General features: G+C 56.7%; 21 protein-coding genes. 12 read left to right on the forward strand and 9 right to left on the reverse strand.

The window, feature by feature from the left end; all coding sequences use genetic code 11:
- The first annotated feature begins 19 nt into the window (after positions 1–19).
- Positions 20–1,354: an NAD(P)-dependent oxidoreductase gene (locus tag ACR0CW_RS03430; RefSeq protein WP_480786824.1), complete on the forward strand. Its 1,335-nt coding sequence runs from the start codon at positions 20–22 to the stop codon at positions 1,352–1,354.
- Positions 1,355–1,419: 65 nt separating this feature from the next.
- Positions 1,420–2,724 carry an NAD-dependent dihydropyrimidine dehydrogenase subunit PreA gene (preA, locus tag ACR0CW_RS03435; protein WP_155143503.1) on the forward strand — a complete coding sequence of 435 codons (1,305 nt, stop codon included), beginning with the start codon at positions 1,420–1,422 and terminating at the stop codon, positions 2,722–2,724.
- 58 nt (positions 2,725–2,782) lie between these two features.
- On the opposite strand, the gene ACR0CW_RS03440 is transcribed toward preA, so the two are convergent.
- The gene (locus tag ACR0CW_RS03440; protein WP_480786825.1) at positions 2,783–3,391 is read right to left on the reverse strand and encodes a TetR family transcriptional regulator C-terminal domain-containing protein; all 609 of its coding nucleotides are present in this window, start codon (positions 3,389–3,391) and stop codon (positions 2,783–2,785) included.
- A 171-nt stretch (positions 3,392–3,562) separates the two neighbouring features.
- Here ACR0CW_RS03440 and ACR0CW_RS03445 point away from each other — a divergent pair, with 171 nt between their 5' ends.
- The 10 genes from ACR0CW_RS03445 (at position 3,563) to ACR0CW_RS03490 (ending at position 12,874) form a co-directional block, all read left to right on the forward strand.
- Positions 3,563–4,813 (forward strand): Zn-dependent hydrolase, encoded by a 1,251-nt coding sequence (locus ACR0CW_RS03445; RefSeq protein ID WP_480786826.1) that lies wholly within the window; start codon positions 3,563–3,565, stop codon positions 4,811–4,813.
- Between the two features lie 76 nt (positions 4,814–4,889).
- Complete coding sequence (hydA, locus tag ACR0CW_RS03450) at positions 4,890–6,344, forward strand: dihydropyrimidinase (protein ID WP_480786827.1); 1,455 nt, start codon at positions 4,890–4,892, stop codon at positions 6,342–6,344.
- Positions 6,345–6,399: 55 nt separating this feature from the next.
- On the forward strand, positions 6,400–7,197 hold the full coding sequence (locus tag ACR0CW_RS03455; protein WP_155143511.1) for an ABC transporter ATP-binding protein: 798 nt from the start codon (positions 6,400–6,402) through the stop codon (positions 7,195–7,197).
- A complete protein-coding gene (locus tag ACR0CW_RS03460) occupies positions 7,197–7,628 on the forward strand; it encodes a GNAT family N-acetyltransferase (protein WP_170332871.1) in 432 nt (143 codons plus the stop codon). Before ACR0CW_RS03455 ends, ACR0CW_RS03460 begins: the two co-directional genes overlap by 1 nt.
- Entirely contained in the window at positions 7,625–8,542 is a 918-nt protein-coding gene (locus ACR0CW_RS03465; protein ID WP_170332873.1) for an ABC transporter permease, read from the forward strand. The genes ACR0CW_RS03460 and ACR0CW_RS03465 overlap by 4 nt, the downstream gene beginning before the upstream one ends.
- Positions 8,539–9,384, forward strand: a complete 846-nt coding sequence (locus ACR0CW_RS03470; RefSeq protein WP_170332875.1) for an ABC transporter permease — start codon at positions 8,539–8,541, stop codon at positions 9,382–9,384. Before ACR0CW_RS03465 ends, ACR0CW_RS03470 begins: the two co-directional genes overlap by 4 nt.
- 62 nt (positions 9,385–9,446) lie before the next feature.
- Complete coding sequence (locus tag ACR0CW_RS03475; protein WP_155143520.1) at positions 9,447–10,436, forward strand: ABC transporter substrate-binding protein; 990 nt, start codon at positions 9,447–9,449, stop codon at positions 10,434–10,436.
- Positions 10,437–10,595: 159 nt separating this feature from the next.
- Complete coding sequence (locus ACR0CW_RS03480) at positions 10,596–11,309, forward strand: ABC transporter permease (protein WP_480786828.1); 714 nt, start codon at positions 10,596–10,598, stop codon at positions 11,307–11,309.
- The gene (locus ACR0CW_RS03485) at positions 11,302–12,036 is read left to right on the forward strand and encodes an ATP-binding cassette domain-containing protein (RefSeq protein ID WP_480786829.1); all 735 of its coding nucleotides are present in this window, start codon (positions 11,302–11,304) and stop codon (positions 12,034–12,036) included. Before ACR0CW_RS03480 ends, ACR0CW_RS03485 begins: the two co-directional genes overlap by 8 nt.
- 22 nt (positions 12,037–12,058) lie before the next feature.
- The gene (locus ACR0CW_RS03490) at positions 12,059–12,874 is read left to right on the forward strand and encodes an ABC transporter substrate-binding protein (protein WP_480786830.1); all 816 of its coding nucleotides are present in this window, start codon (positions 12,059–12,061) and stop codon (positions 12,872–12,874) included.
- Positions 12,875–12,920: 46 nt separating this feature from the next.
- Here ACR0CW_RS03490 and ACR0CW_RS03495 read toward each other — a convergent pair whose 3' ends face one another.
- The 8 genes from ACR0CW_RS03495 to ACR0CW_RS03530 all read right to left on the reverse strand — a co-directional run bounded on the left by ACR0CW_RS03495 (position 12,921) and on the right by ACR0CW_RS03530 (position 20,946).
- A complete protein-coding gene (locus ACR0CW_RS03495; protein ID WP_480786831.1) occupies positions 12,921–13,793 on the reverse strand; it encodes a substrate-binding domain-containing protein in 873 nt (290 codons plus the stop codon).
- Positions 13,794–13,919 carry a hypothetical protein gene (locus tag ACR0CW_RS03500; protein WP_302478279.1) on the reverse strand — a complete coding sequence of 42 codons (126 nt, stop codon included), beginning with the start codon at positions 13,917–13,919 and terminating at the stop codon, positions 13,794–13,796.
- Between the two features lie 13 nt (positions 13,920–13,932).
- The gene (locus tag ACR0CW_RS03505; protein ID WP_480786832.1) at positions 13,933–15,195 is read right to left on the reverse strand and encodes a c-type cytochrome; all 1,263 of its coding nucleotides are present in this window, start codon (positions 15,193–15,195) and stop codon (positions 13,933–13,935) included.
- Positions 15,196–16,407, reverse strand: coding sequence for a formate dehydrogenase subunit gamma (locus ACR0CW_RS03510; RefSeq protein WP_480786927.1), 1,212 nt, complete (start codon positions 16,405–16,407; stop codon positions 15,196–15,198). It abuts the gene before it with no gap.
- Between the two features lie 75 nt (positions 16,408–16,482).
- A complete protein-coding gene (fdh3B, locus tag ACR0CW_RS03515) occupies positions 16,483–17,076 on the reverse strand; it encodes a formate dehydrogenase FDH3 subunit beta (protein ID WP_155143534.1) in 594 nt (197 codons plus the stop codon).
- A gap of 10 nt (positions 17,077–17,086) precedes the next feature.
- Positions 17,087–19,981, reverse strand: coding sequence for a formate dehydrogenase subunit alpha (locus ACR0CW_RS03520; RefSeq protein WP_170332889.1), 2,895 nt, complete (start codon positions 19,979–19,981; stop codon positions 17,087–17,089).
- 103 nt (positions 19,982–20,084) lie between these two features.
- On the reverse strand, positions 20,085–20,273 hold the full coding sequence (locus ACR0CW_RS03525) for a ubiquinol-cytochrome c reductase iron-sulfur subunit N-terminal domain-containing protein (protein WP_480786833.1): 189 nt from the start codon (positions 20,271–20,273) through the stop codon (positions 20,085–20,087).
- Positions 20,274–20,334: 61 nt separating this feature from the next.
- Positions 20,335–20,946 (reverse strand): TorD/DmsD family molecular chaperone, encoded by a 612-nt coding sequence (locus ACR0CW_RS03530; RefSeq protein ID WP_155143540.1) that lies wholly within the window; start codon positions 20,944–20,946, stop codon positions 20,335–20,337.

Consider the following 20,946-nt stretch of genomic DNA (forward strand, 5'->3'; position numbering starts at 1 on the left):
ATCTACAGGGAGTAGAGTGATGGCACAGGGCCAGATGGCACCCGGTATCGTATCCGGGCGGCTTTCCAGCGATGAGCTGACCTCGAATTTTGCCGATCTGCATCCGCCTCTCGCGCCGCATGAAGCGGCCGTTGCGGCAGATCGCTGCTATTTCTGCTATGACGCGCCATGCGTGACAGCCTGTCCGACGGACATCGATATCCCGCTGTTCATTCGTCAGATCCAGGCTGGGCAGCCGCAGGCGGCAGGTCGCACAATTCTCGAACAGAATATTCTGGGTGGCATGTGTGCCCGGGTTTGCCCGACGGAAACACTGTGCGAAGAAGCCTGTGTTCGCGAAGCTGCCGAAGGCAAACCGGTCGAAATCGGGCGACTGCAGCGTTTTGCCACCGATGATGTAATGGCGTCAGGTGAACATCCGTTCGAGCGTGCTGCACCGACTGGCAAGACGGTTGCTGTAATCGGGGCAGGGCCAGCCGGTCTGGCTTGCGCACACAGGCTGGCGATGTTTGGACATGATGTGGTCATTCACGAATCCAAGCCCAAGCCGGGCGGGCTCAACGAATATGGCATTGCAGCATATAAATCGACGAACGATTTCGCCCAGGCCGAGGTGGACTGGTTGCTGAAAATCGGTGGTATCGCGATCGAAACCGGATCAGTTCTGGGTGAGACCATTTCGCTGGACGGGCTGCTTGAAAACTATGATGCGGTATTCCTGTCTATTGGTCTTGCGGGTGTGAATGCACTTCGGGCGCAGGGGGCAGACAAGGATGGCGTGCGTCACGCGGTCGAGTTCATTTCGGATGTGCGACAAGCCGGTGATCTGGCGCATCTGCCTGTCGGGCGGAATGTTGTTGTCATTGGCGGCGGCATGACTGCGGTGGATGCCGCGGTTAAATCTAAGCTTTTGGGTGCTGAACATGTGACCATTGCCTATCGCCGAGACCGCGATGCCATGGGGGCCAGCCGATATGAACAGGATCTGGCCGCTTCGCATGGGGTTCGGATCATGTGCAACGTGCAGCCCGTGGCTGTTCATGGAAATGGTGCAGCGGCCGAGATTGAACTGGAGTATACTGCAAGCCACGATGGCAACCTGACCGGAACAGGTGAGACTGTTCGCGTACCGGCTGATCAGGTTCTGAAAGCGATTGGACAAACGCTGGAGGGCGCACCCGAAGGGCTGACGCTTGATGGCAGCAAGATCGCTGTCAGCGAAACCGGTCGTACGTCGCTGGAGGGTGTATGGGCCGGCGGTGATTGTGCAGCTGGCGGAGATGATCTGACCGTGACGGCAGTGGCCGAGGGTCGGGACGCCGCGATGGATATACATGCCAGCCTGTCGGCGTAGTGGCCGTCCGCTGAGTATGCTCACAATTTTTCAAGATGCAAAACTGCATCAGGGAGGCCGGATAAATGGCTGATTTGACAACAAACTTTCTGGGAATCTCAAGCCCGAACCCGTACTGGCTGGCATCTGCGCCACCGACGGATAAGGAATACAACGTGCGCCGTGCATTCGAGGCTGGATGGGGCGGTGTGGTCTGGAAAACGCTGGGGTCCGAAGGGCCTCCGGTCGTGAATGTGAACGGACCACGCTATGGCGCGATCTATGGTGCAGACCGGCGATTGCTCGGGTTGAACAACATCGAGTTGATCACCGACAGACCTCTGGAAGTGAACCTCGAAGAAATGGCGCGGGTCAAAGCGGATTACCCCGACCGTGCGCTTATCGCTTCGATTATGGTGCCTTGCGAAGAAGAAGCCTGGAAAGCGATCCTACCGCGTGTCGAAGAGACGGGCGCGGATGGTATTGAGCTCAACTTTGGATGTCCGCACGGGATGAGCGAGCGCGGAATGGGCTCGGCTGTCGGGCAGGTGCCCGAGTACATCGAAATGGTCACACGGTGGTGCAAAAAATATTATGATCGCCCAGTGATCGTAAAGCTGACGCCAAATATCACCGATGTTCGTAAACCTGCTGCTGCCGCGAGAAATGGCGGTGCGGATGCGGTGTCGCTGATCAACACGATCAACTCGATCACCAGCGTCAATCTGGACACCTTCAGCCCTGAGCCGTCGATTGATGGCAAAGGTAGCCATGGCGGATATTGCGGTCCGGCCGTCAAGCCCATCGCACTTTCTATGGTTTCCGAGATCGCACGGGCCGAAGCAACGCATGGTCTGCCGATTTCCGGCATCGGCGGTGTCACCACATGGCGTGATGCGGCAGAGTTCATGTCTTTGGGCTGCGGAACCGTTCAGGTCTGCACAGCTGCAATGACTTACGGCTTCAAGATCATTGATGAACTGACAGCTGGCCTGTCCGAATGGATGGATGAGAAAGGCTATAGCAATGTATCCGAAGTTGTTGGACGTGCAGTCCCCAACGTGACGGATTGGCAGTATCTGAACCTCAATTACGTGGCCAAGGCCAAGATCGATCAGGATCAGTGCATCAAATGCGGTCGCTGCTATGCAGCTTGTGAAGACACCAGCCACCAGGCGATTTCAATGTCCGCAGACCGCGTGTTCGAGGTGAAGGACGAGGAATGCGTCGCTTGTAACCTCTGCGTCGACGTTTGTCCGGTCGAAGGCTGTATTTCGATGGTGCCGATGGATGCAGGTGAGGTTGATCCCCGTACCGGCAATGTTGTGCAGCCGGACTATGCGAACTGGACCACGCACCCGAACAACCCGATGGCGAAAGCCGCAGAATAATCGGTGGCTTTTACAGGTCATGATTGGATTTGGATGAGGGCCGCGTTGCGGCCCTTTTTCATGGGGTAAGCAGTTTCCGATAAAGCGTATCGATAAAGGGTTCTGCACCTTCGAACGGGTCTTCATTCCCGAGAATAGCGCGCACCTGAACATCAAAATCCGCATAGTGCTGCGTCAACGCCCAGATCGAAAAAATCAGGTGATGAGGGTGGACACGTGCGATTTTACCTTGATCCATCCAATGTGTGAGAATTCGCGTTTTTTCATCGACAAGCGATTTCAGGTCGTTTGACAGCGCGTCATGTATGCGGGGCGCACCCTGCACCAGTTCGTTGGCAAACAGACGACTTTCGCGGGGCAGTTCCCGGCTCATCTGTAGCTTGCGATGAATGTAGGACAGGATTTCCTTCAGCGGGTCGCCGTTTTCATCCAGATCGTGCAGAGGCGCTAGCCACGTCTCCAACAAGCCCGAAAGCAGGGCGGTATGGATCGCCTCTTTTGACGGGAAATAATACAGAAGATTTGGTTTGCTGAGGCCGGCTTCGGTTGCGATCTGGTCAACTGTCGCTCCGCGAAAACCATGCGCTGAAAACACGTTCAGAGCGGCTTCGAGAATCGCGGCGCGGTTCTTTTTCTGAATTCTGGTCGGGGCACGGTCTTTGGGCATGTTTCCTGGTCGTCTCTTTTTCCGCCAAGCGGGCACCAAATATGCCGAAATTTGCGGCGGCGCCATGCAATTTCTTGACTGATGTCGAACCCGTGATAGCGTGAGTTTGACCAGATGGTCAAATCAAGACACCAAAAGCGAGCTAAATCGCAAGCAACAGGGGAAAACAAGATGGCGGCTCCGGCGCAGAATCTCAGGATCAATGGCGACAGACTATGGGATAGTCTGATGGAGATGGCGAAAATCGGTCCCGGAGTTGCTGGGGGAAATAACCGTCAGACACTGACGGACGAAGATGCCGAAGGACGCGCATTGTTCCAGAAATGGTGCGAGGATGCGGGCTGTACCATGGGGCTGGACCAGATGGGCAACATGTTTGCCCACCGCGAGGGAACCGATCCCGAAGCGCTGCCGGTCTACGTCGGTTCGCATCTCGATACACAGCCCACCGGTGGAAAGTACGACGGTGTTCTCGGTGTGCTTGGTGGTCTTGAGATCATTCGGACGCTCAATGATCTGGGGATCAAAACAAAACACCCGATCATCGCAACCAATTGGACGAATGAAGAAGGCACGCGCTATGCCCCGGCGATGCTGTCCTCGGGCGTGTTTGCAGGCATGCACACACAGGAATGGGCCTATGATCGCGAAGATGCCGAAGGCAAGAAATTCGGAGATGAACTGAAGCGGATCGGTTGGCGCGGCGACGAAGAAGTCGGTGCGCGCAAAATGCACGCGTTCTTTGAACTGCACATTGAGCAGGGGCCGATCCTCGAGGCCGAAGAAAAGGATATCGGTGTTGTCACGCACGGGCAGGGCCTGAGTTGGACGCAGATCACCATCACCGGCAAGGATGCTCATACCGGCTCAACTCCGATGCCTATGCGCAAGAACGCCGGGCTCGCCATGGCGCGGGTTTTGGAAAAAGTAGACGAGATTGCCTGGTCACACGCCCCGCATGCCGTTGGTGCGGCAGGGCATATCGATGTTTATCCGAACTCACGCAATGTGATCCCGGGTAAGGTCGTATTTACGGTCGATTTCCGCTCGCCCGAACTTGAGGTCATCAAGGACATGGAAAACCGGTTGCGTGTCGCGGCCGAAGATATTGTCGAAGAGATGGGCCTGAAGATTGAGTTCGAGAAAGTTGGCGGATTTGATCCGGTGAAATTTGACGAACAATGTGTGGCGGCCGTGCGCGATGCGGCTGAGCGCCTGGGTTACTCGCACACGAACATCATCTCGGGTGCGGGCCATGACGCGTGCTGGATCAACCGGGTTGCGCCGACAGCCATGGTCATGTGCCCATGTGTAGACGGGCTGAGTCATAACGAGGCCGAAGAGATCAGCAAGGATTGGGCTGCTGCTGGTGCAGATGTCCTGCTCCATGCGGTCGTCGAGACAGCTGAGATCGTAGAATAATAGGTAGGCGTAACAGAGACCTACCCAACAGAATTCGAACAAGACAGAGGCGCAAAGCGCCCGCAGGGAGAATAGCATGTCAACTGTGATCAAAAACGGAACCGTCGTAACCGCTGATCTGACCTATAAGGCTGATGTTAAGGTCGAAGGTGGTGTCATCACCGAGATCGGGCCCAATCTGAAAGGCGACAAGGAGCTTGATGCGACCGGATGCTATGTGATGCCGGGTGGGATCGATCCACATACGCATCTCGAGATGCCCTTCATGGGGACCTATTCCAGCGATGATTTCGAAAGTGGGACGCGCGCCGCGCTAGCGGGTGGTACCACGATGGTTGTCGATTTCGCTCTGCCAAACCCGGGTGAAAGCCTGTTGGACGCTCTGAAGCGTTGGGACAACAAGTCGACCCGCGCAAACTGCGATTATTCGTTCCACATGGCTGTGACCTGGTGGGGTGAGCAGGTGTTCGATGACATCAAGACCGTGATCGAACAACGCGGCATCAATACCTTCAAGCACTTCATGGCCTACAAAGGCGCATTGATGGTGAATGATGATGAACTTTATGCGTCATTCCAACGACTTGCCGAATTGGGAGGTGTGGCCATGGTACATGCCGAAAACGGCGATGTGGTTGCCGAGCTCAGCGCCAAGCTGCTGGCCGAAGGCAATACTGGCCCTGAGGCGCACGCTTATTCCCGACCGCCACAGGTTGAAGGTGAGGCCACCAATCGCGCCATCATGATCGCCGATATGGCGGGTGTACCGCTTTATGTCGTTCATACGTCTTGCGAGGAGGCACACGAAGCCATCCGTCGCGCCAGAATGCAGGGTAAGCGGGTCTGGGGCGAACCTCTGATCCAGCACCTGACGTTGGATGATAGCGAATACTTCCATCACGATTGGGACCACGCCGCGCGCCGGGTCATGAGCCCTCCGTTCCGTAACAAACAGCATCAGGACAGCCTGTGGGCTGGTCTGCAATCTGGCTCATTGAGTGTTGTGGCCACAGACCACTGCGCCTTTACGACCGAGCAGAAACGCTATGGCGTGGGTGATTTTACCAAGATCCCGAATGGGACAGGTGGTTTGGAGGACCGGATGCCAATGCTATGGACACATGGCGTTGGTACAGGGCGCCTGACGCCAAACGAGTTCGTGGCGGTAACTTCAACAAATATCGCCAAGATATTGAATTGTTACCCGAAAAAGGGTTCGGTTCTCGTGGGTGCGGACGCTGACCTTGTGGTTTGGGATCCTGAAAAGTCGAAGACGATCCAGGCGTCGAGCCAGCAGTCGGCGATTGACTATAACGTGTTCGAAGGCAAGGAGGTCAAAGGCCTGCCTCGCTTTACCCTGACACGCGGACAGGTGGCCGTGCACGATGGAGACATCCGAACTCAGGAAGGTCATGGTGAGTTTGTGGCGCGTGAGCCAAACAGCCATGTAAACAAGGCACTGAGCACCTGGAAAGAGCTGACAGCGCCGCGGCCGGTCGAACGGTCAGGTATCCCGGCAACCGGCGTTTGATGCGTGCGGGCCGTCTGAAGGGCGGCCCAAAGCCAACTCTTTTCAAGGCAATGGAATGAACACTGAAAGCACTACCCAGCCCGTGATCGAGGCAAGGCAGCTGGATCTGACCTTCCAGACAAATGATGGTCCGATTCATGCGCTTAAAGACGTAAACCTGACGATCGACAAGGGTGACTTCGTCAGTTTTATCGGTCCGTCCGGCTGCGGCAAGACCACCTTTTTGCGCTGCATCGCCGCGCTTGAGACACCAACCGGAGGCAGCCTGACTGTCAACGGAATGACGCCGGATGAGGCGCGCAGAAACCGGGCGTATGGCTATGTTTTTCAGGCGGCAGGATTGTACCCCTGGCGAACCATTGCGCGGAACATAAAGCTGCCGCTCGAGATCATGGGATATTCGGCCAGTGAACAAGAGGATCGCGTTAACAAGGTCTTGGAACTTGTTGATCTAAAAGGTTTCGGTGGAAAGTTTCCGTGGCAATTGTCGGGCGGGATGCAGCAACGTGCCAGCATCGCGCGCGCTTTGGCGTTTGATGCGGATATCCTTTTGATGGACGAACCCTTTGGTGCCTTGGACGAAATCGTTCGGGACCATCTGAACGAACAACTCCTCGCGCTCTGGGCGCGCACTGAAAAGACCATTGGATTTGTGACGCACTCGATCCCCGAGGCTGTGTATCTCAGCACAAAGATCGTCGTCATGAGCCCTCGTCCGGGCCGTATAACGGATGTCATCGATAGTCCGCTGCCGAAAGAGAGGCCGCTGGATATCCGTGACACTCCTGAGTTTATCGAGGTCGCCCATCGTGTGCGTGAAGGTTTGCGGGCAGGGCATGGAGATGATGTCTGATGGGGGTGAATGACATCAGACGGGCAACAACCGGGGATGTCCCGGCATGCGCGCGCATCATAGCGACGTGGATGGCTCAGACCGAATGGATGCCAGAGGAATTGCCCGAGGAGAAACTGGAGGAACTGATCCGCGAAGCATTTCCGGTAAGGGAAATCTGGGTCTCTGGTGACCCCGTCGATTGCTACATGTCGGTTGACCCCAAAGAACTGAAAGTTGGCGCGCTTTATTGCCTGCGAACAGGTGAGGGTATCGGTAAGCAGTTGTTGGATCAGGCTAAAAAGGGCCGGGACTACCTGTGGCTGACTGCACATGAGCCGAATATCGCAGCGCAGAGATTTTACCGGCGCGAGGGGTTTGTCGCGACAGGAACCGAGCCGCCCACACCGCCCGAAACCTTGCCGGTTATCCGGATGGAGTGGCGGACATGAAACAGATACTTGCCGTACTCACTGTGTTGGCCGCCATCGTCGTGTTCTGGTACGTCGCCTGTATTCCGATGAACATCAAAGGGGTGCTGACGGAACAGGAACGCGCCGGTGCAGAAGTACAACCGCCATCTGCGAAAGAACGTCGGGACATGAGCGAAATCGGTCTGGCCCTTAGCAACAGTTTTGCCATTCCCGCGACCTGGGAACAGGAGCGTCCCCGTCTTCCGGCCCCTCATCAGGTTGCGATTGAACTGTGGGAAACGACGGTTGAAAAGAAAATCACGTCCAAACGGTCTTTGATTTATCACGCCTGGGTGACTCTGAGTGCCACAATGCTTGGGTTTGCTATTGGTACGGGGCTGGGCATTCTGCTTGCCGTCGGGATCGTACATAGCCGGGTCATGGACTTGTCCGTTATGCCCTGGGCTATTGTCAGCCAGACCATACCTATTATCGCGCTGGCTCCGATGATTATCGTGGTGCTCTATTCGGTTGGCGTTCAGGGGATCATTCCCAAGGCTGTGATCTCGGCCTATCTGAGCTTCTTTCCGGTTGTGGTCGGCATGGTTAAGGGATTGCGCAGCCCGGATGCTATGCAGTTGGACCTGCTGCGCACCTACAATGCCAGCCGGTCTCAAGGGTTCTGGAAGCTGCGGCTTCCGGCATCCATGCCGTATCTCTTCACGTCGCTTAAGATTGGTGTGGCCGCCTCGCTGGTCGGTGCAATCGTGGGCGAACTGCCAACAGGCGCGGTCGCCGGATTGGGTGCTCGACTGCTCGCCGGCAGCTACTATGGGCAAACCGTACAAATCTGGTCCGCTCTGTTTGCAGCCGCCATTCTGGCAGCCTGCCTTGTTGGTTTGCTGGGCTTGATAGAGCGAACAGTTCTGAAACGGATGGGGATGGCGCAATGATGTTGGTGCTGTTTGCAATCGTCCTTTGGTTGTTTGGTTGGTGGCTGAACAGCCGCCTCGCAAGCGGCCCGCAGGCTGACACGCCTTTGGTGAAGTTTCTTGCCCCGTTGATCTTTGGCCTTACCATAGTCGGAGTGTGGGAGCTGCTGGTGCGCGGATTGGAGGTGCCTTTGGTTATTCTCCCGGCCCCATCTCTGATCGCAGTGCGTTTCGCCGATAGCTTGCCGGTGCTTTGGGCGGACTTTGTTCAAACCATCATCAAAGGAGCGCTCAGCGGTTACATCATCGGATGCGGCGCTGCGTTTCTGATGGCGATTGCCGTCGACCGGTGGGATTTTCTGCGACTTGGCTTGTTGCCGGTGGGCAATTTCGTGGCCGCGCTCCCTATTGTGGGGACTGCCCCCATTCTGGTGATGTGGTTCGGTTTTGACTGGCACTCCAAAGCCGCAGTGGTTGTGGTGATGGTCTTCTTTCCCATGCTGGTCAACACTGTCGCTGGTTTGCGCGAAGCCACCGCCATGCAGCGCGACCTGATGGAGACCTATGCAGCAACGTATTGGCAGAGCTTTCTGAAACTGCGTCTGCCAGCGGCGATGCCCTTTATCTTCAACGGGTTGAAGATTTCTACTACTCTTGCCCTGATCGGCGCTATCGTGGCTGAGTTCTTTGGTTCACCCACCTTGGGCATGGGCTTTCGGATTTCGACCAGTGTCGGGCAATTGTCGCTGGATATGGTGTGGGCCGAAATCGTTGTGGCCGCGTTGGCCGGGACCGCATTTTACGGTCTGGTGGCCATGATCGAAAAGGCGGTGACCTTCTGGCATCCGTCGCAGCGGGGATAAGAAAAGGAATAATTCAACAGATCCCAAAAACGGGACAACAATAGCAACTAGGAGAAATGAAGATGAATAAGCTACTCAGCGGGGCGATTGCTGCCTTTAGTCTGGCCGCCAGTTCGGCTTTGGCTGCGGATGACGTGACATTGCAATTGAAGTGGGTCACTCAGGCGCAATTCGCAGGTTACTACGTCGCCAAGGACAAAGGTTTCTACGAAGAAGAAGGTCTGGACGTCACCATTCTGCCCGGTGGCCCGGATATCGCCCCGACACAGGTGATTGCCGGCGGTGGGGCTGATGTGACCGTCGAATGGATGCCGGCGGCGCTGGCGGCGCGTGAAAAGGGCCTGCCACTTGTCAATATCGCGCAACCCTTCAAGAGCTCTGGCATGATGCTGACCTGCTGGAAGGATGCGGGCATCTCATCTCCTGAAGATCTGAAAAACCGTACCTTGGGTGTTTGGTTCTTTGGCAACGAATTCCCGTTCATGAGCTGGATGAGCCAGCTGGGCATCGACACCGGTGGCAAGAGCGAAAGCGGTGTAGAAGTTTTGAAGCAGGGCTTTAACGTGGATCCGTTGCTTCAGCGTCAGGCTGATTGCATCAGCACGATGACCTACAACGAATACTGGCAGGTTATCGACTCGGGTGTCAGCCCGGATGAGTTGGTGACATTCAAGTACGAGGATCAAGGCGTGGCGACGCTTGAGGATGGTCTGTATGTGCTGGAAGAAAACCTCAGCGATGCGGCTTTCGTGGACAAGATGGAACGCTTTGTCCGCGCCTCGATGAAAGGCTGGAAATACGCAGAAGAGCATCCGGATGAAGCGGCTGAGATCGTGCTGGAAAATGACGCAACCGGTGCCCAGACTGAAGAGCATCAAAAGCGGATGATGGGCGAAATTGCCAAATTGACCGCCGGATCGAACGGTGCGCTGGACCCAGCGGATTTTGAGCGCACGGTAAGCACGTTGCTTGCAGGTGGTTCTGACCCTGTAATCACCAAGCAGCCTGATGGTGCCTGGACGCATCAGATCACCGATGCCGCGCTGAACTAAACTTCAGCGACATAGTCAACAAATTGAGCGCGGTTCCGACAGGGGCCGCGTTTTCAATTTCGGATGTCGGGTTTGTGTCTGTACTTGTACCGTAAAAGAATTAGTATTCTGCTGTAATATAACGCATTTCATGAGACACAACCTGTCAATTGGTAGAGTATGCAGAACTTTGCAACAGAATTCAGTCATGCGCTATCTCTGATCTTCACCGGAGACTCAGAGCTCTGGGCGATTGTGCTTCTGTCTTTGAAAGTTTCTGTTCTGGCCGTGCTGATTTCAGCCGTCATTGGCATGCCTGTTGGTGCAGCTCTGGCAGTTGCCCGGTTCCCCGGGCGGCGGATGATGATCATCCTGATGAATGCGCTTATGGGGTTTCCTCCTGTTGTGGTCGGCCTGTTGGTGTATCTGATGCTGTCGCGTTCCGGTCCGCTGGGCGTTCTGGAATTGCTGTATACGCCGACGGCGATGATAATTGCGCAAATGGTGTTGGTCATTCCGATCGTTGCAGCCCTCACGCGGCAAGTGGTCGAAATGCTGGCCGAGGAATACTCGGAACAGCTCCAGTCCTTGGGCGTGTCGCGCCTTGCATCTGTGCCGGTTCTTTTGTGGGATGCGCGTTTGGCGCTGGTGACGGCGCTTCTGGCCGGTTTTGGACGCGCAATTGCCGAGGTCGGTGCAGTAATCATCGTTGGCGGCAATATCAATCACGTCACACGGGTGATGACGACGACGATTGCCCTCGAAACCTCAAAGGGAAATCTGGCACTGGCTCTGGCGCTGGGTGCGATCCTGATTGGTATCGCAATAGCGGTAAACGCTATGGTGAGTGCGCTTACACTACGGGCAGAGCAGGAGGGGTTGCGTCATGCGTGATTTGTTGCCTGAAATGCCTTCTGCACTGGATGTCAGAGATTTGCATATCTCGCGCAAAGGCAAGGTACTGCTTGACGTGTCTAGTCTCAGGCTCGATGGGCCGGGGCCGACGCTTATTCTTGGGCCAAACGGATCAGGAAAGAGCCTGCTGTTAAGATGCCTGCATGGTCTGATTTCGCCTGACAGAGGAGAGGTTACTCAAGATGGCCTGCCTTTGGGTGCTGAGCAAAAGGCAAATCAGGCCATGGTGTTTCAGAACCCTGTTCTGTTGCGGCGGTCTGTATCGGCCAATCTGGATTTTGTGCTGAAAAGACAGGGGCTGAACCGCGTTCTGCGTAAACAGCGGATCACTGAGTTGCTGGCTGAAGGTGGGTTGGAAGACAAAGCGCGTCAGTCAGCACGTTCACTTTCAGGGGGCGAGGCGCAAAGGCTTGCGATCCTGCGCGCTCTGGCCTCAGAACCGGAAACCCTGTTCCTTGATGAACCCACCAGCGCGCTTGATCCCGGTGCAACCCAGATGATCGAACGTATGATCCTGAGGGCGTCATCACGAGGTGTTCGCATCGTGATGGTTACGCACGATATCGGGCAGGCACGTCGGCTTGCAGCCGATATCGTGATGATGCAGGGTGGTCAGATTGTCGAACACGGAGCTGCGAAAAAGGTGCTGGATGCACCTGAAAGTGACGCGTCGCGTCGCTATCTTGCAGGTGGATTAGTCGTCTGAAAAAAGACAAACGGAGATTGTGATGATCCGAAACTTCATTCGGGCAGCATTGATAGCGCTTGGTGTGGCGGCTGGCCCTGCGATGGCAGAAGAGCCGTTCATAGTGGTGCAATCTACAACCTCGACCCAGAATTCGGGGCTGTTTGATTACATCTTGCCGTGGTTTGAGGCGGAAACCGGGATCGATGTTCGTATTGTGGCGGTTGGAACCGGGCAGGCGATTCGGAATGCAATCAACGGTGATGGCGACGTCCTGTTGGTCCACTCGAAACCTGACGAGGAGCAGTTCGTCGCCGACGGCTGGGGCGTCGAACGTTTTGATGTCATGTACAACGATTTCATTCTGGTTGGGCCGAAATCGGATCCGGCGAAGGTCAAGGGCGGATCAGACATATTGACCGCACTTACGGCCATTGCCGAGGCTGAAGCGCCATTCACATCGCGTGGAGATGACAGTGGTACTCATAAGGCTGAGTTGGCCCATTGGGGCGCTGCTGATGTCGATCCAACGGATGCGTCGGGAACGTGGTACCGTGAGACCGGTTCAGGCATGGGCGCGACGCTGAATGTTGCAAGTGGGATGGGGGCTTATACCCTCACGGATCGGGCAACATGGCTGTCTTTTGGCAATCGTGGTAATCTTGAGGTTCTTGTCGAAGGTGACCCCCGTTTGTTCAACCAATACGGCGTGATCCTTGTGAACCCGGAAAAGCACGCTGGTGTCCGTGCAAATGCCGCTCAGCGATTTATCGATTGGTTGATCGGGCCAGATGGTCAGGCTGCGATCGCTTCTTATGTGATTGACGGAGAGCAGCTGTTTTTCCCCAACGCCAAGTAAATACGCAGCATATGTCCAGGGCGTTGGGCATGTTGTCTGAGCGGAGCTAGCCGCTGGCCCCATTGTGATGAATTCGCCCCAGATGTGACAGGTCATACCCGCCCAGTTCAGAAGCTCGTGCAGCGAACCTTTCAGATTGCAGGAATGCCAGCAGGTTTTGCACGGGGGGATCAAAGTACGCTCGTCGCCAGATGGCAAGATCCAAGCGTTCGGAATGCGTAGGTACAACCTCCAGACTGTAGAGGCCAGCCAGAGCGGCGAGACCAAAGCCAGCTTCGGCTTTGTTTTCACGTAAGGCGATAGCCAGCTCTTCTTCGGTGCGGGCGCAGACGGGCAGGGTGATCAGATCATCCAGTGCCAGATCATGGGCTGACAGCTGCGTTTCGAATAGTCGTTGGCTCGCGGCGCTGCTTTGCCGCAGGACCACCCGTCGTCCCTTCAGATCTGAAAAGCTCGAAATGCCCTCGGTACCGGGAGAAAGCAATAATCCACGCTGACGTTGGGCAATCTCAAACAGGATAACAGGGGCTTCTCCCATCTTGTCCCGGATCGAATGGGTGTTGAACCCCTCGGACTCGTGGATGTGCAGTACGGCTGCTTGGGCACTGCGGTCAGCAAGACGCGTGAGGCCGTCGAACGATCCGTCATAATACGTGGCCAATCCAGAACCGCTTTCGCGCAAGGCCCAATCGAGCAGCGGATCATGGCTACCGGCGACAATTGGGGGCAGGGGCGGTTCTGCGACTTGAGGACCAGAACGCGACGCGTTGAGCCAAGCAATGACCTCGGCCCTTGGGAACAGAAGTTTACCCATGGCACGAACGCAGGGGATTTCGCCGGATGAGGCCAGGTCATAGGCCTTGCGCTCACCGATGCGCAGCAGATCGGCCAGTTCTTTGGTGGTCAGGTATTCGGACATTCAGTCGAGACGCACTGCCGAGCCGCTGCCAGCTTCGGCGGCAGATGGCCCCAGCCGATCCAGCGTGAATGGCGCAGCAGCAGTTATGACAACCATCGTCGCGACGGCGGCAAGAAAGGCTTTCATATTCTCCTCCGGCTCAGTCTTTCGGTGCCGTTGCGCGGCGCAGAAAGGCGATCAGGTCAGTTCGGTCCCGAGGCTCAGCAATCCGTTGCATCGGCATCTTGGACCCCGGAATGTAATGGTCCGGCCCCTGATCGAAAAGAGCATTTATGGTCTCGTCATTCCAAATGATATCAGAGTCTTGCAGCGTCTCCGAGTACAAATATCCTTCGAGTGTTCCTGCCTTGCGCCCAAACACACCGTGCAGGGTCGGCCCCGCGCGCCTTTGGCCGTCAGGTGTCAGGCTGTGACAGATCGAACATTTGCGTGCGAACTGGCGTTCGCCATTGTCTATTTTTTCGGGATTCTTCAAAAATGCCGGTTCAACCCCGGCCATCTGCTCATGATCGCCCAGTGAAGAAACTGGCCAGCTATACATGGCTTCGTCAATGCCTCCGGCGTGGATGTTTTGACCGTCCGTTGAGAAGGCCAGCGCCCAAACCGGACCGCGCAAAGTGGCCCTGAAATCGTGGACAATACGCCATTCGTCCGTATCGATGACCATGATGTAACCCTCACCATCACCAACTGCCAGCAGCCGCCGGTCCGGGCTGAGGGTAAGTGCAAGGATTGGGCGGCGCTCCAGCGTAAAATCACGCTCTTCACCAGTGGTCAGGTTGTAAATGCGTGTCACTCCATCGACTGCGCCGTAGGCGATCCACCCGTCTTGTTCATTCAGGACCAGTTCGTTGATTCCGAACCCATGTTCTATCAAACGGAGCGTTTCCTGACCTGTATCGACATCCCAAACGCGCAGAGAGCCGTCCATTCCCGCCGAGTACAGGGTTTTACCGTCGGCAGAAAACGCGACTGCATTCACGCCGCTGCCAGTTGGACCAAGCATCTTTGTGTCTGTGCCATTCACCGGCCAGATGCCGATTGTGCCGTCCCAGCTTGCTGTGGCCACATGCGTTTTCGAGGCAGCAAGTCCGACGATCTTTCCTTTGTGCTGTCCCACGATTTCTCCGCCGGGCCAGCGCCGCAAAGTGAAATCGTCGCCTGCTGAATAAATTGCTGTGCCATTGAATGCGACGCTGTTTACCGCCGCCTCGTGCCCGTCCAGCCAAACCGGCTGACCCTCGGACCACAATCCGACGGAATTGTCGAAACTCGCCGTTGCAATTCGCCCGTCAGGTGCGGTTGCGATTCCCATGATGGGACCACCGTGGCCTTTTAGCGTAAAGAACTCTGCCTCTGCGGTCAGAGGCAGAAGGCTTAGCGCCAGAACCAGTCGACGCATCTATTCAGCAGGAGAGGCCGCTCCCTCGCTGGCCTCTTTCGCCTGTACCTCTTCCAGCCACAGCGAGTGATGCTCGCGCGCCCATTGTTCTTCTACTTCGCCGGTGCCCATGGCGTCGAATGCGCCCTCCATGCCGACCGAGCCCAGATAGATGTGAGCCAGGATGATCGCGATGAAGGCATAGGCGACCATGACGTGCCAAACCTGCGCGTATTGCATTTCCTCCTGTGGGGACATTTGCGCCGGCAGGTTCAAGCCCAGCATTTGCGGGATCCCAGTCGCGTTTGCGATCGAGAAGGTCTTGGCAAACAGCGGCATCTCAAACGGGAACAGCAGAGACAGACCGGACAGGCTGATTGATACGCCCAGCAGGATGCAAAGCCAGAAGATGATTTTTTGACCCGCATTAAATTTCTTGGCTGGGGGATGGCTGCCTTTCGTGAACAAACCACCACCAGCGGCGAGCCATTTCAGATCGACTCGGCTGGGCAGGTTATGCGAAATCCAATTCACGGTGACAATGATCAGCCCCAGCATGAAGGCCCAAGCGAGGTTGTTATGCAGCCACTTGCACCCTTGGGCGATTGTCGCAAACCCTTCCTTTCCAAACAGGGGAATGAGGAAATCGCGGCCGTACAACGTCAATAGGCCCGTAAGTCCGAGGATCAGGAACGATCCAGCGAACAACCAATGCCCGAACCGTTCAAATCCTGTGAACCTGGTAACCGTTCTACCGGTCTTTTCACCGTCTATCCTGATCTTGCCTCGGATGAGGAAGAATAGCAGCAGCAGGATAAGCATGCCGCCCAGAATATATGTTCCGTATTCGCGCAGCGGCCCGGTTCGAAAATTCAGCCACCACATGCCGCCATCCTGAATGAGAACGCTTGCCGCAGGGCCGCGGGATGACACGGTCACATCGGCTGAGCCGTAGCGCAGCGCACGATAAACGTCACTGTCAGAAGCAACCCCGCGCGTTCCCAACTGCCCGAACAGGCCTTCTGCGTTGGCCTGGCCGGTGTTGTCCGCGCGATACGAGTCATCAACACTCTCGCCACGCTGACGTGCCATTATGTCTTCAAGCGTCGTCGCACCGCCGGTTTCGCTGCGTTCGTCTGTGGTCTGTGCGCTCTCTTCGGTGGTGTCCGATTGCGCGGCAGCGAACTGCGTCATTCCGATTGTGAACAGAAAAACAATAAGTAAGCGGAACATCTGAACCTCGGTCAAAATTCCTGAGTGGATGACCCGCTGTCGCGGATCATCCATGTTCATTTGGTCACGGGGGTGTCAGCCGTCTTTCTGATCGTAGGCTGTGCCCCAACCCCATGCGCCCGAGCCAAACCCGCGCGCAACAACGCGCTCGCGGTAGATGGCCGAGACCACATCGCCGTCACCGGCAAGCAGGGCCTTGGTCGAACACATCTCGGCGCAGATGGGCAGTTTGCCCTCGGCGATCCGGTTGCGTCCGTATTTGGCAAACTCTGCAGTCGAGTTGTTTTCTTCGGGACCGCCCGCGCAGAAGGTACATTTGTCCATCTTGCCGCGTGATCCGAAGTTGCCTGCCTGTGGGTATTGTGGCGCGCCAAAGGGGCACGCATAGAAGCAATAGCCACAACCGATGCACAGGTCCTTGGAGTGCAGGACGACGCCTTCTTCGTTCTGATAGAAGCAGTCGACCGGGCACACCGCCATGCAAGGCGCATCCGAGCAATGCATGCAGGCCACCGAGATCGAGCGTTCGCCCGGTTTGCCGTCATTGATCGTCACCACCCTGCGGCGGTTGATGCCCCAGGGTACCTCGTGCTCATTCTTGCACGCGGTTACGCAGGCATTGCATTCGATGCAGCGTTCAGCGTCGCAGAGAAACTTCGCTCTAGCCATTTTGTCCTCCTTACGCTGCCCAGATCTTGCAGAGAGTCGCTTTGGTCTCCTGCATCTGGGTCACTGAATCATAGCCATAGGTCTGAGCGGTGTTGGAGCTTTCGCCCAGCACATAGGGATCAGCGCCTTTGGGGTATTTCTCCCTCAGGTCTTCGCCCTGGAAATGGCCGCCGAAATGGAATGGCATAAAGGCCACGCCGGCACCGACCCTCTCAGTCAGCATCGCCATCACTTTGACCTTGCCGCCTTCCGGACCTTCGACCCAGACCTGGCTTCCGTCGCGAATACCAAGGTTGTTGGCATCGCGTGGATTGATCTCGACGAACATATCCTGCTGAAGCTCGGCCAACCATGGATTGGACCGGGTTTCCTCGCCACCGCCCTCATACTCGACCAGACGACCAGATGTCAGGATTATCGGGTAATCCTTTGAAAAGTCGTTCTTCTGGATCGATGCATACAGGGTGGGCAGGCGATAAGCGTGCCGGTCCTCGTAGGTCGGATAGTCCTCCACCAGATCGCGCCGGTTCGTATAGAGCGGCTCGCGATGCAGTGGGATCGGATCCGGGAAGGTCCAGACAACCGCACGGGCTTTGGCGTTCCCGAAGGGCGCACAGCCATGGGCGATCGCGACCCGCTGGATACCGCCAGACAGGTCGGTTTTCCAGTTGGTCTTGGGTCCGGCGACGGCATCGATCGCAGCGCGCTCTTCTGCCGTCAGATCACCATCCCAGCCTAGATCCATCAGCATCTGCATCGTAAATTCGGGATAGCCATCCTGAATCTCCGACCCAACGCTGTAGACCCCTTCGGCCAGCAGGTTGTCGCCTTCACGTTCCACACCGAAACGGGCACGGAAGGTCAGGCCGCCTTCGGCCACCGGTTTGGACATATCATAGAGGTTTGGTGTCCCCGTATGACCCATTTCCGGCGTTCCCCAGCATGGCCAGGGCAAACCGTAATATTCGCCGTCGTTTGGTCCACCGATGGCTTGCAGCGTGGTTCTGTCGAACGTGTGCTGGTTGGCCATATGGCTTTTCAGACGTTCCGGCGACTGACCGGTATAGCCGATGGTCCAGAGGCCCGAGTTGAACTCACGCGTAATGCTTTCAACATTCGGGGTCTCAGGGTCTTCCATCTCGATATTGCGGAAGAACCGATCTGCCCAGCCAAACTTGTTGGCGAACTTGGCCATGATGACCTCGTCCGGCAGGCTTTCGAACAGCGGCTCGACAACACGGTCCCGCCATTGCAGCGAGCGGTTTGATGCCGTGACAGAACCACGGGTTTCGAACTGCGTACAGGCTGGCAATAGATAGACGCCATCGGTGCGGTCATGCAGAACGGCCGAGACGGTGGGATACGGGTCGATCACGACCAGCATGTCCAGCTTCTCCATCGCCGTTTTCATTTCCGGCCCGCGAGTCTGCGAGTTCGGAGCATGCCCCCACAAAACCATGGCACGGACGTTGTTGTCCTGATCCATGTTCGCCGGGTCTTCCAGAACACCGTCGATCCAACGGGAAACCGGGATGCCGCGTTCATTCTGTAACGGCTTGTCCTTGCCTTCCTTGTCCTTGATCGTGGCAAATTGGCCGGCCAGCCATTCCGGTTCTTCTCCCCAGACACGTGCCCAGTGGCCCCATGCGCCTGCGGACAGGCCATAGTAGCCGGGCAGGGTGTGGGACAGAACGCCAAGATCCGTCGCGCCCTGTACGTTGTCATGGCCGCGGAAGATGTTGGTGCCACCACCCGAAGTGCCCATGTTACCAAGCGCAAGCTGAAGCACGCAGTAGGCGCGGGTGTTGTTGTTACCATTGGTGTGTTGTGTACCACCCATGCACCAGATCACGGTGCCGGGACGATTGTTGACCATGGTGCGGGCAACACGCTTCAGTTGTGAGCCCGGAACGCCAGTCACACGCTCAGTTTCTTCTGGTGTCCAGTTTGCGACCTCTTCGCGGATCTGGTCCATGCCCCAGACACGGGTTCGGATGAACTCTTTGTCTTCCCATCCGTTGTCGAAGATGTGCCACAACATACCCCAGATCAGAGCGACGTCTGTTCCGGGACGGAAACGGACATACTCATCTGCGTGGGCCGCAGTGCGTGTAAAGCGCGGGTCGCACACGATCAACGGCGCGTTGTTCTGCTCTTTCGCGCGCAGAACGTGCAATAGCGAGACGGGGTGCGCCTCGGCCGGGTTGCCGCCGATGATGAAGATGGCCTTGGAGTTGTGGATGTCGTTGTACGAATTGGTCATGGCGCCGTAGCCCCATGTATTCGCAACACCCGCAACAGTGGTCGAGTGGCAGATACGGGCCTGATGATCCACGTTGTTCGTGCCCCAGTAGGCGGCGAACTTGCGGAACAGATAGGCCTGTTCGTTGTTATGCTTGGCCGATCCCAGCCAATACACACTGTCCGGCCCGGATTCTTCGCGGATGCTCATCATGCCGTCGCCGATCTCGTTGATCGCCTCTTCCCAGCTGATGCGCTTCCACTCGCCGCCTTCCTTTTTCATCGGATACTTCAGGCGACGTTCGCCATGGGCGTGCTCGCGAACCGAGGCCCCCTTGGCGCAGTGTGCACCCAGATTGAACGGGCTGTCCCAACCGGGTTCCTGCCCGATCCAGACGCCGTTCTGCACTTCGGCGACGACTGTACAGCCGACTGAGCAGTGGGTGCATATGGATTTGATATTCTCAACGGCTTGGTTGGCCGCTGTTTGGGCGCTGGCTGGCGTCACGGTTCCACCCGTGGCGCTGATCGCGGCAAGTCCGCCGATCGTCAGGCCCGATCCGCGCAGGAACGCGCGGCGATCGACGGTTTTCTCGCCGACCTGGGACAGGATACTTGTCCGCTGGGGGCGTCTCGCAACCCCGTTGGTCTTTTTCCTAAGCATTTCTTTCCTCCCTTGCTGGCCATGTAAGCCATGGCTGGCTTGGTACTGCTGGTGCCGACGTCAGGGCCAATCGCAACCGTCAGTCGGAGAGACTTCGTCCGGATCAGAACCGGGCGCTGTCGAGGTATGCGCGCGTATGCGCGGTGTCCTGAATGCGGGTTTCATCCACAGGCAGTTCGGCTGCGTCTGCTTCACCGCTCAGGCTGGCTGCGGCCACCGCAGCAGGTGCTGCAGTTCCGGCCAGTTTCAGGAAGTCTCGGCGGGTTGCGCCGGTTTCCTTGGTCTTGCTCATGGGATCCTCCTTTCCCATTTGCGATCTAGCACCCGTCAGGATGCTGGCGAGTGGCAACGGATCACGCTGCCGTCATTCGGAATGCCTCGCGCTCGATCTCCATAAAGACCCGTCCGGCAGTGCCGACCGAGGCGTAGAGAACCGAGTTCTCGGCTGCTTCCAAATCCGAGTAGAAATGTGCGGCCCAAGGGCCGATATGCTTGTTCCAGAAGTTCTTTTGCTCATCCAGCGGGGCGGGCGCGCCAAAGCGGCCCACGATCATACCCGCCATCATCTCCATCAACGAGGCGATGTTATCCTCGGGCTCAAAGACGTTCTTCGCCCGTGTAATTCCGCGTACGGCCATGTCATTTCGCAGTTGCGCCAATGGCTTTTCGTTCAGGAACCCCGTCAGATAAAAACTTGCATAGGGTAAAAGTTCACCGCGACCCAATCCGATGAACAGAGTGTTGAACTCTCTTTCCGCAGCTGCCGGTTTTGTCACTTTCGCGACCCGTGCCATGGCCTGAATGGCCTGTCCCAGATCAGTTTCGTCCCCGGACAAGCCAGCCATTTGATCCAACAGCATCTGATCGGGTGGAGCAGCCAAAAGAAGCCCCAGAAAATTGTAGAAATCCGCGCGTAGTCGATCCTCGGCTGAGACATCCAGATTATGCGCATTGCCTGCGGTCAT

It is taken from the genome of Ruegeria sp. CH6 (assembly GCF_056537005.1).

Bases quoted from the DNA above. Each gene is read 5' to 3' on its own strand.
- ACR0CW_RS03430 (WP_480786824.1), top strand. From the start codon at position 20: ATGGCACAGGGCCAGATGGCACCCGGTATCGTATCCGGGCGGCTTTCC.
- preA (WP_155143503.1), top strand. From the start codon at position 1,420: ATGGCTGATTTGACAACAAACTTTCTGGGAATCTCAAGCCCGAACCCG.
- ACR0CW_RS03440 (WP_480786825.1), bottom strand. From the start codon at position 3,391: ATGCCCAAAGACCGTGCCCCGACCAGAATTCAGAAAAAGAACCGCGCC.
- ACR0CW_RS03445 (WP_480786826.1), top strand. From the start codon at position 3,563: ATGGCGGCTCCGGCGCAGAATCTCAGGATCAATGGCGACAGACTATGG.
- hydA (WP_480786827.1), top strand. From the start codon at position 4,890: ATGTCAACTGTGATCAAAAACGGAACCGTCGTAACCGCTGATCTGACC.
- ACR0CW_RS03455 (WP_155143511.1), top strand. From the start codon at position 6,400: ATGAACACTGAAAGCACTACCCAGCCCGTGATCGAGGCAAGGCAGCTG.
- ACR0CW_RS03460 (WP_170332871.1), top strand. From the start codon at position 7,197: ATGGGGGTGAATGACATCAGACGGGCAACAACCGGGGATGTCCCGGCA.
- ACR0CW_RS03465 (WP_170332873.1), top strand. From the start codon at position 7,625: ATGAAACAGATACTTGCCGTACTCACTGTGTTGGCCGCCATCGTCGTG.
- ACR0CW_RS03470 (WP_170332875.1), top strand. From the start codon at position 8,539: ATGATGTTGGTGCTGTTTGCAATCGTCCTTTGGTTGTTTGGTTGGTGG.
- ACR0CW_RS03475 (WP_155143520.1), top strand. From the start codon at position 9,447: ATGAATAAGCTACTCAGCGGGGCGATTGCTGCCTTTAGTCTGGCCGCC.
- ACR0CW_RS03480 (WP_480786828.1), top strand. From the start codon at position 10,596: ATGCAGAACTTTGCAACAGAATTCAGTCATGCGCTATCTCTGATCTTC.
- ACR0CW_RS03485 (WP_480786829.1), top strand. From the start codon at position 11,302: ATGCGTGATTTGTTGCCTGAAATGCCTTCTGCACTGGATGTCAGAGAT.
- ACR0CW_RS03490 (WP_480786830.1), top strand. From the start codon at position 12,059: ATGATCCGAAACTTCATTCGGGCAGCATTGATAGCGCTTGGTGTGGCG.
- ACR0CW_RS03495 (WP_480786831.1), bottom strand. From the start codon at position 13,793: ATGTCCGAATACCTGACCACCAAAGAACTGGCCGATCTGCTGCGCATC.
- ACR0CW_RS03500 (WP_302478279.1), bottom strand. From the start codon at position 13,919: ATGAAAGCCTTTCTTGCCGCCGTCGCGACGATGGTTGTCATAACTGCT.
- ACR0CW_RS03505 (WP_480786832.1), bottom strand. From the start codon at position 15,195: ATGCGTCGACTGGTTCTGGCGCTAAGCCTTCTGCCTCTGACCGCAGAG.
- ACR0CW_RS03510 (WP_480786927.1), bottom strand. From the start codon at position 16,407: ATGTTCCGCTTACTTATTGTTTTTCTGTTCACAATCGGAATGACGCAG.
- fdh3B (WP_155143534.1), bottom strand. From the start codon at position 17,076: ATGGCTAGAGCGAAGTTTCTCTGCGACGCTGAACGCTGCATCGAATGC.
- ACR0CW_RS03520 (WP_170332889.1), bottom strand. From the start codon at position 19,981: ATGCTTAGGAAAAAGACCAACGGGGTTGCGAGACGCCCCCAGCGGACA.
- ACR0CW_RS03525 (WP_480786833.1), bottom strand. From the start codon at position 20,273: ATGAGCAAGACCAAGGAAACCGGCGCAACCCGCCGAGACTTCCTGAAA.
- ACR0CW_RS03530 (WP_155143540.1), bottom strand. From the start codon at position 20,946: ATGACCGCAGGCAATGCGCATAATCTGGATGTCTCAGCCGAGGATCGA.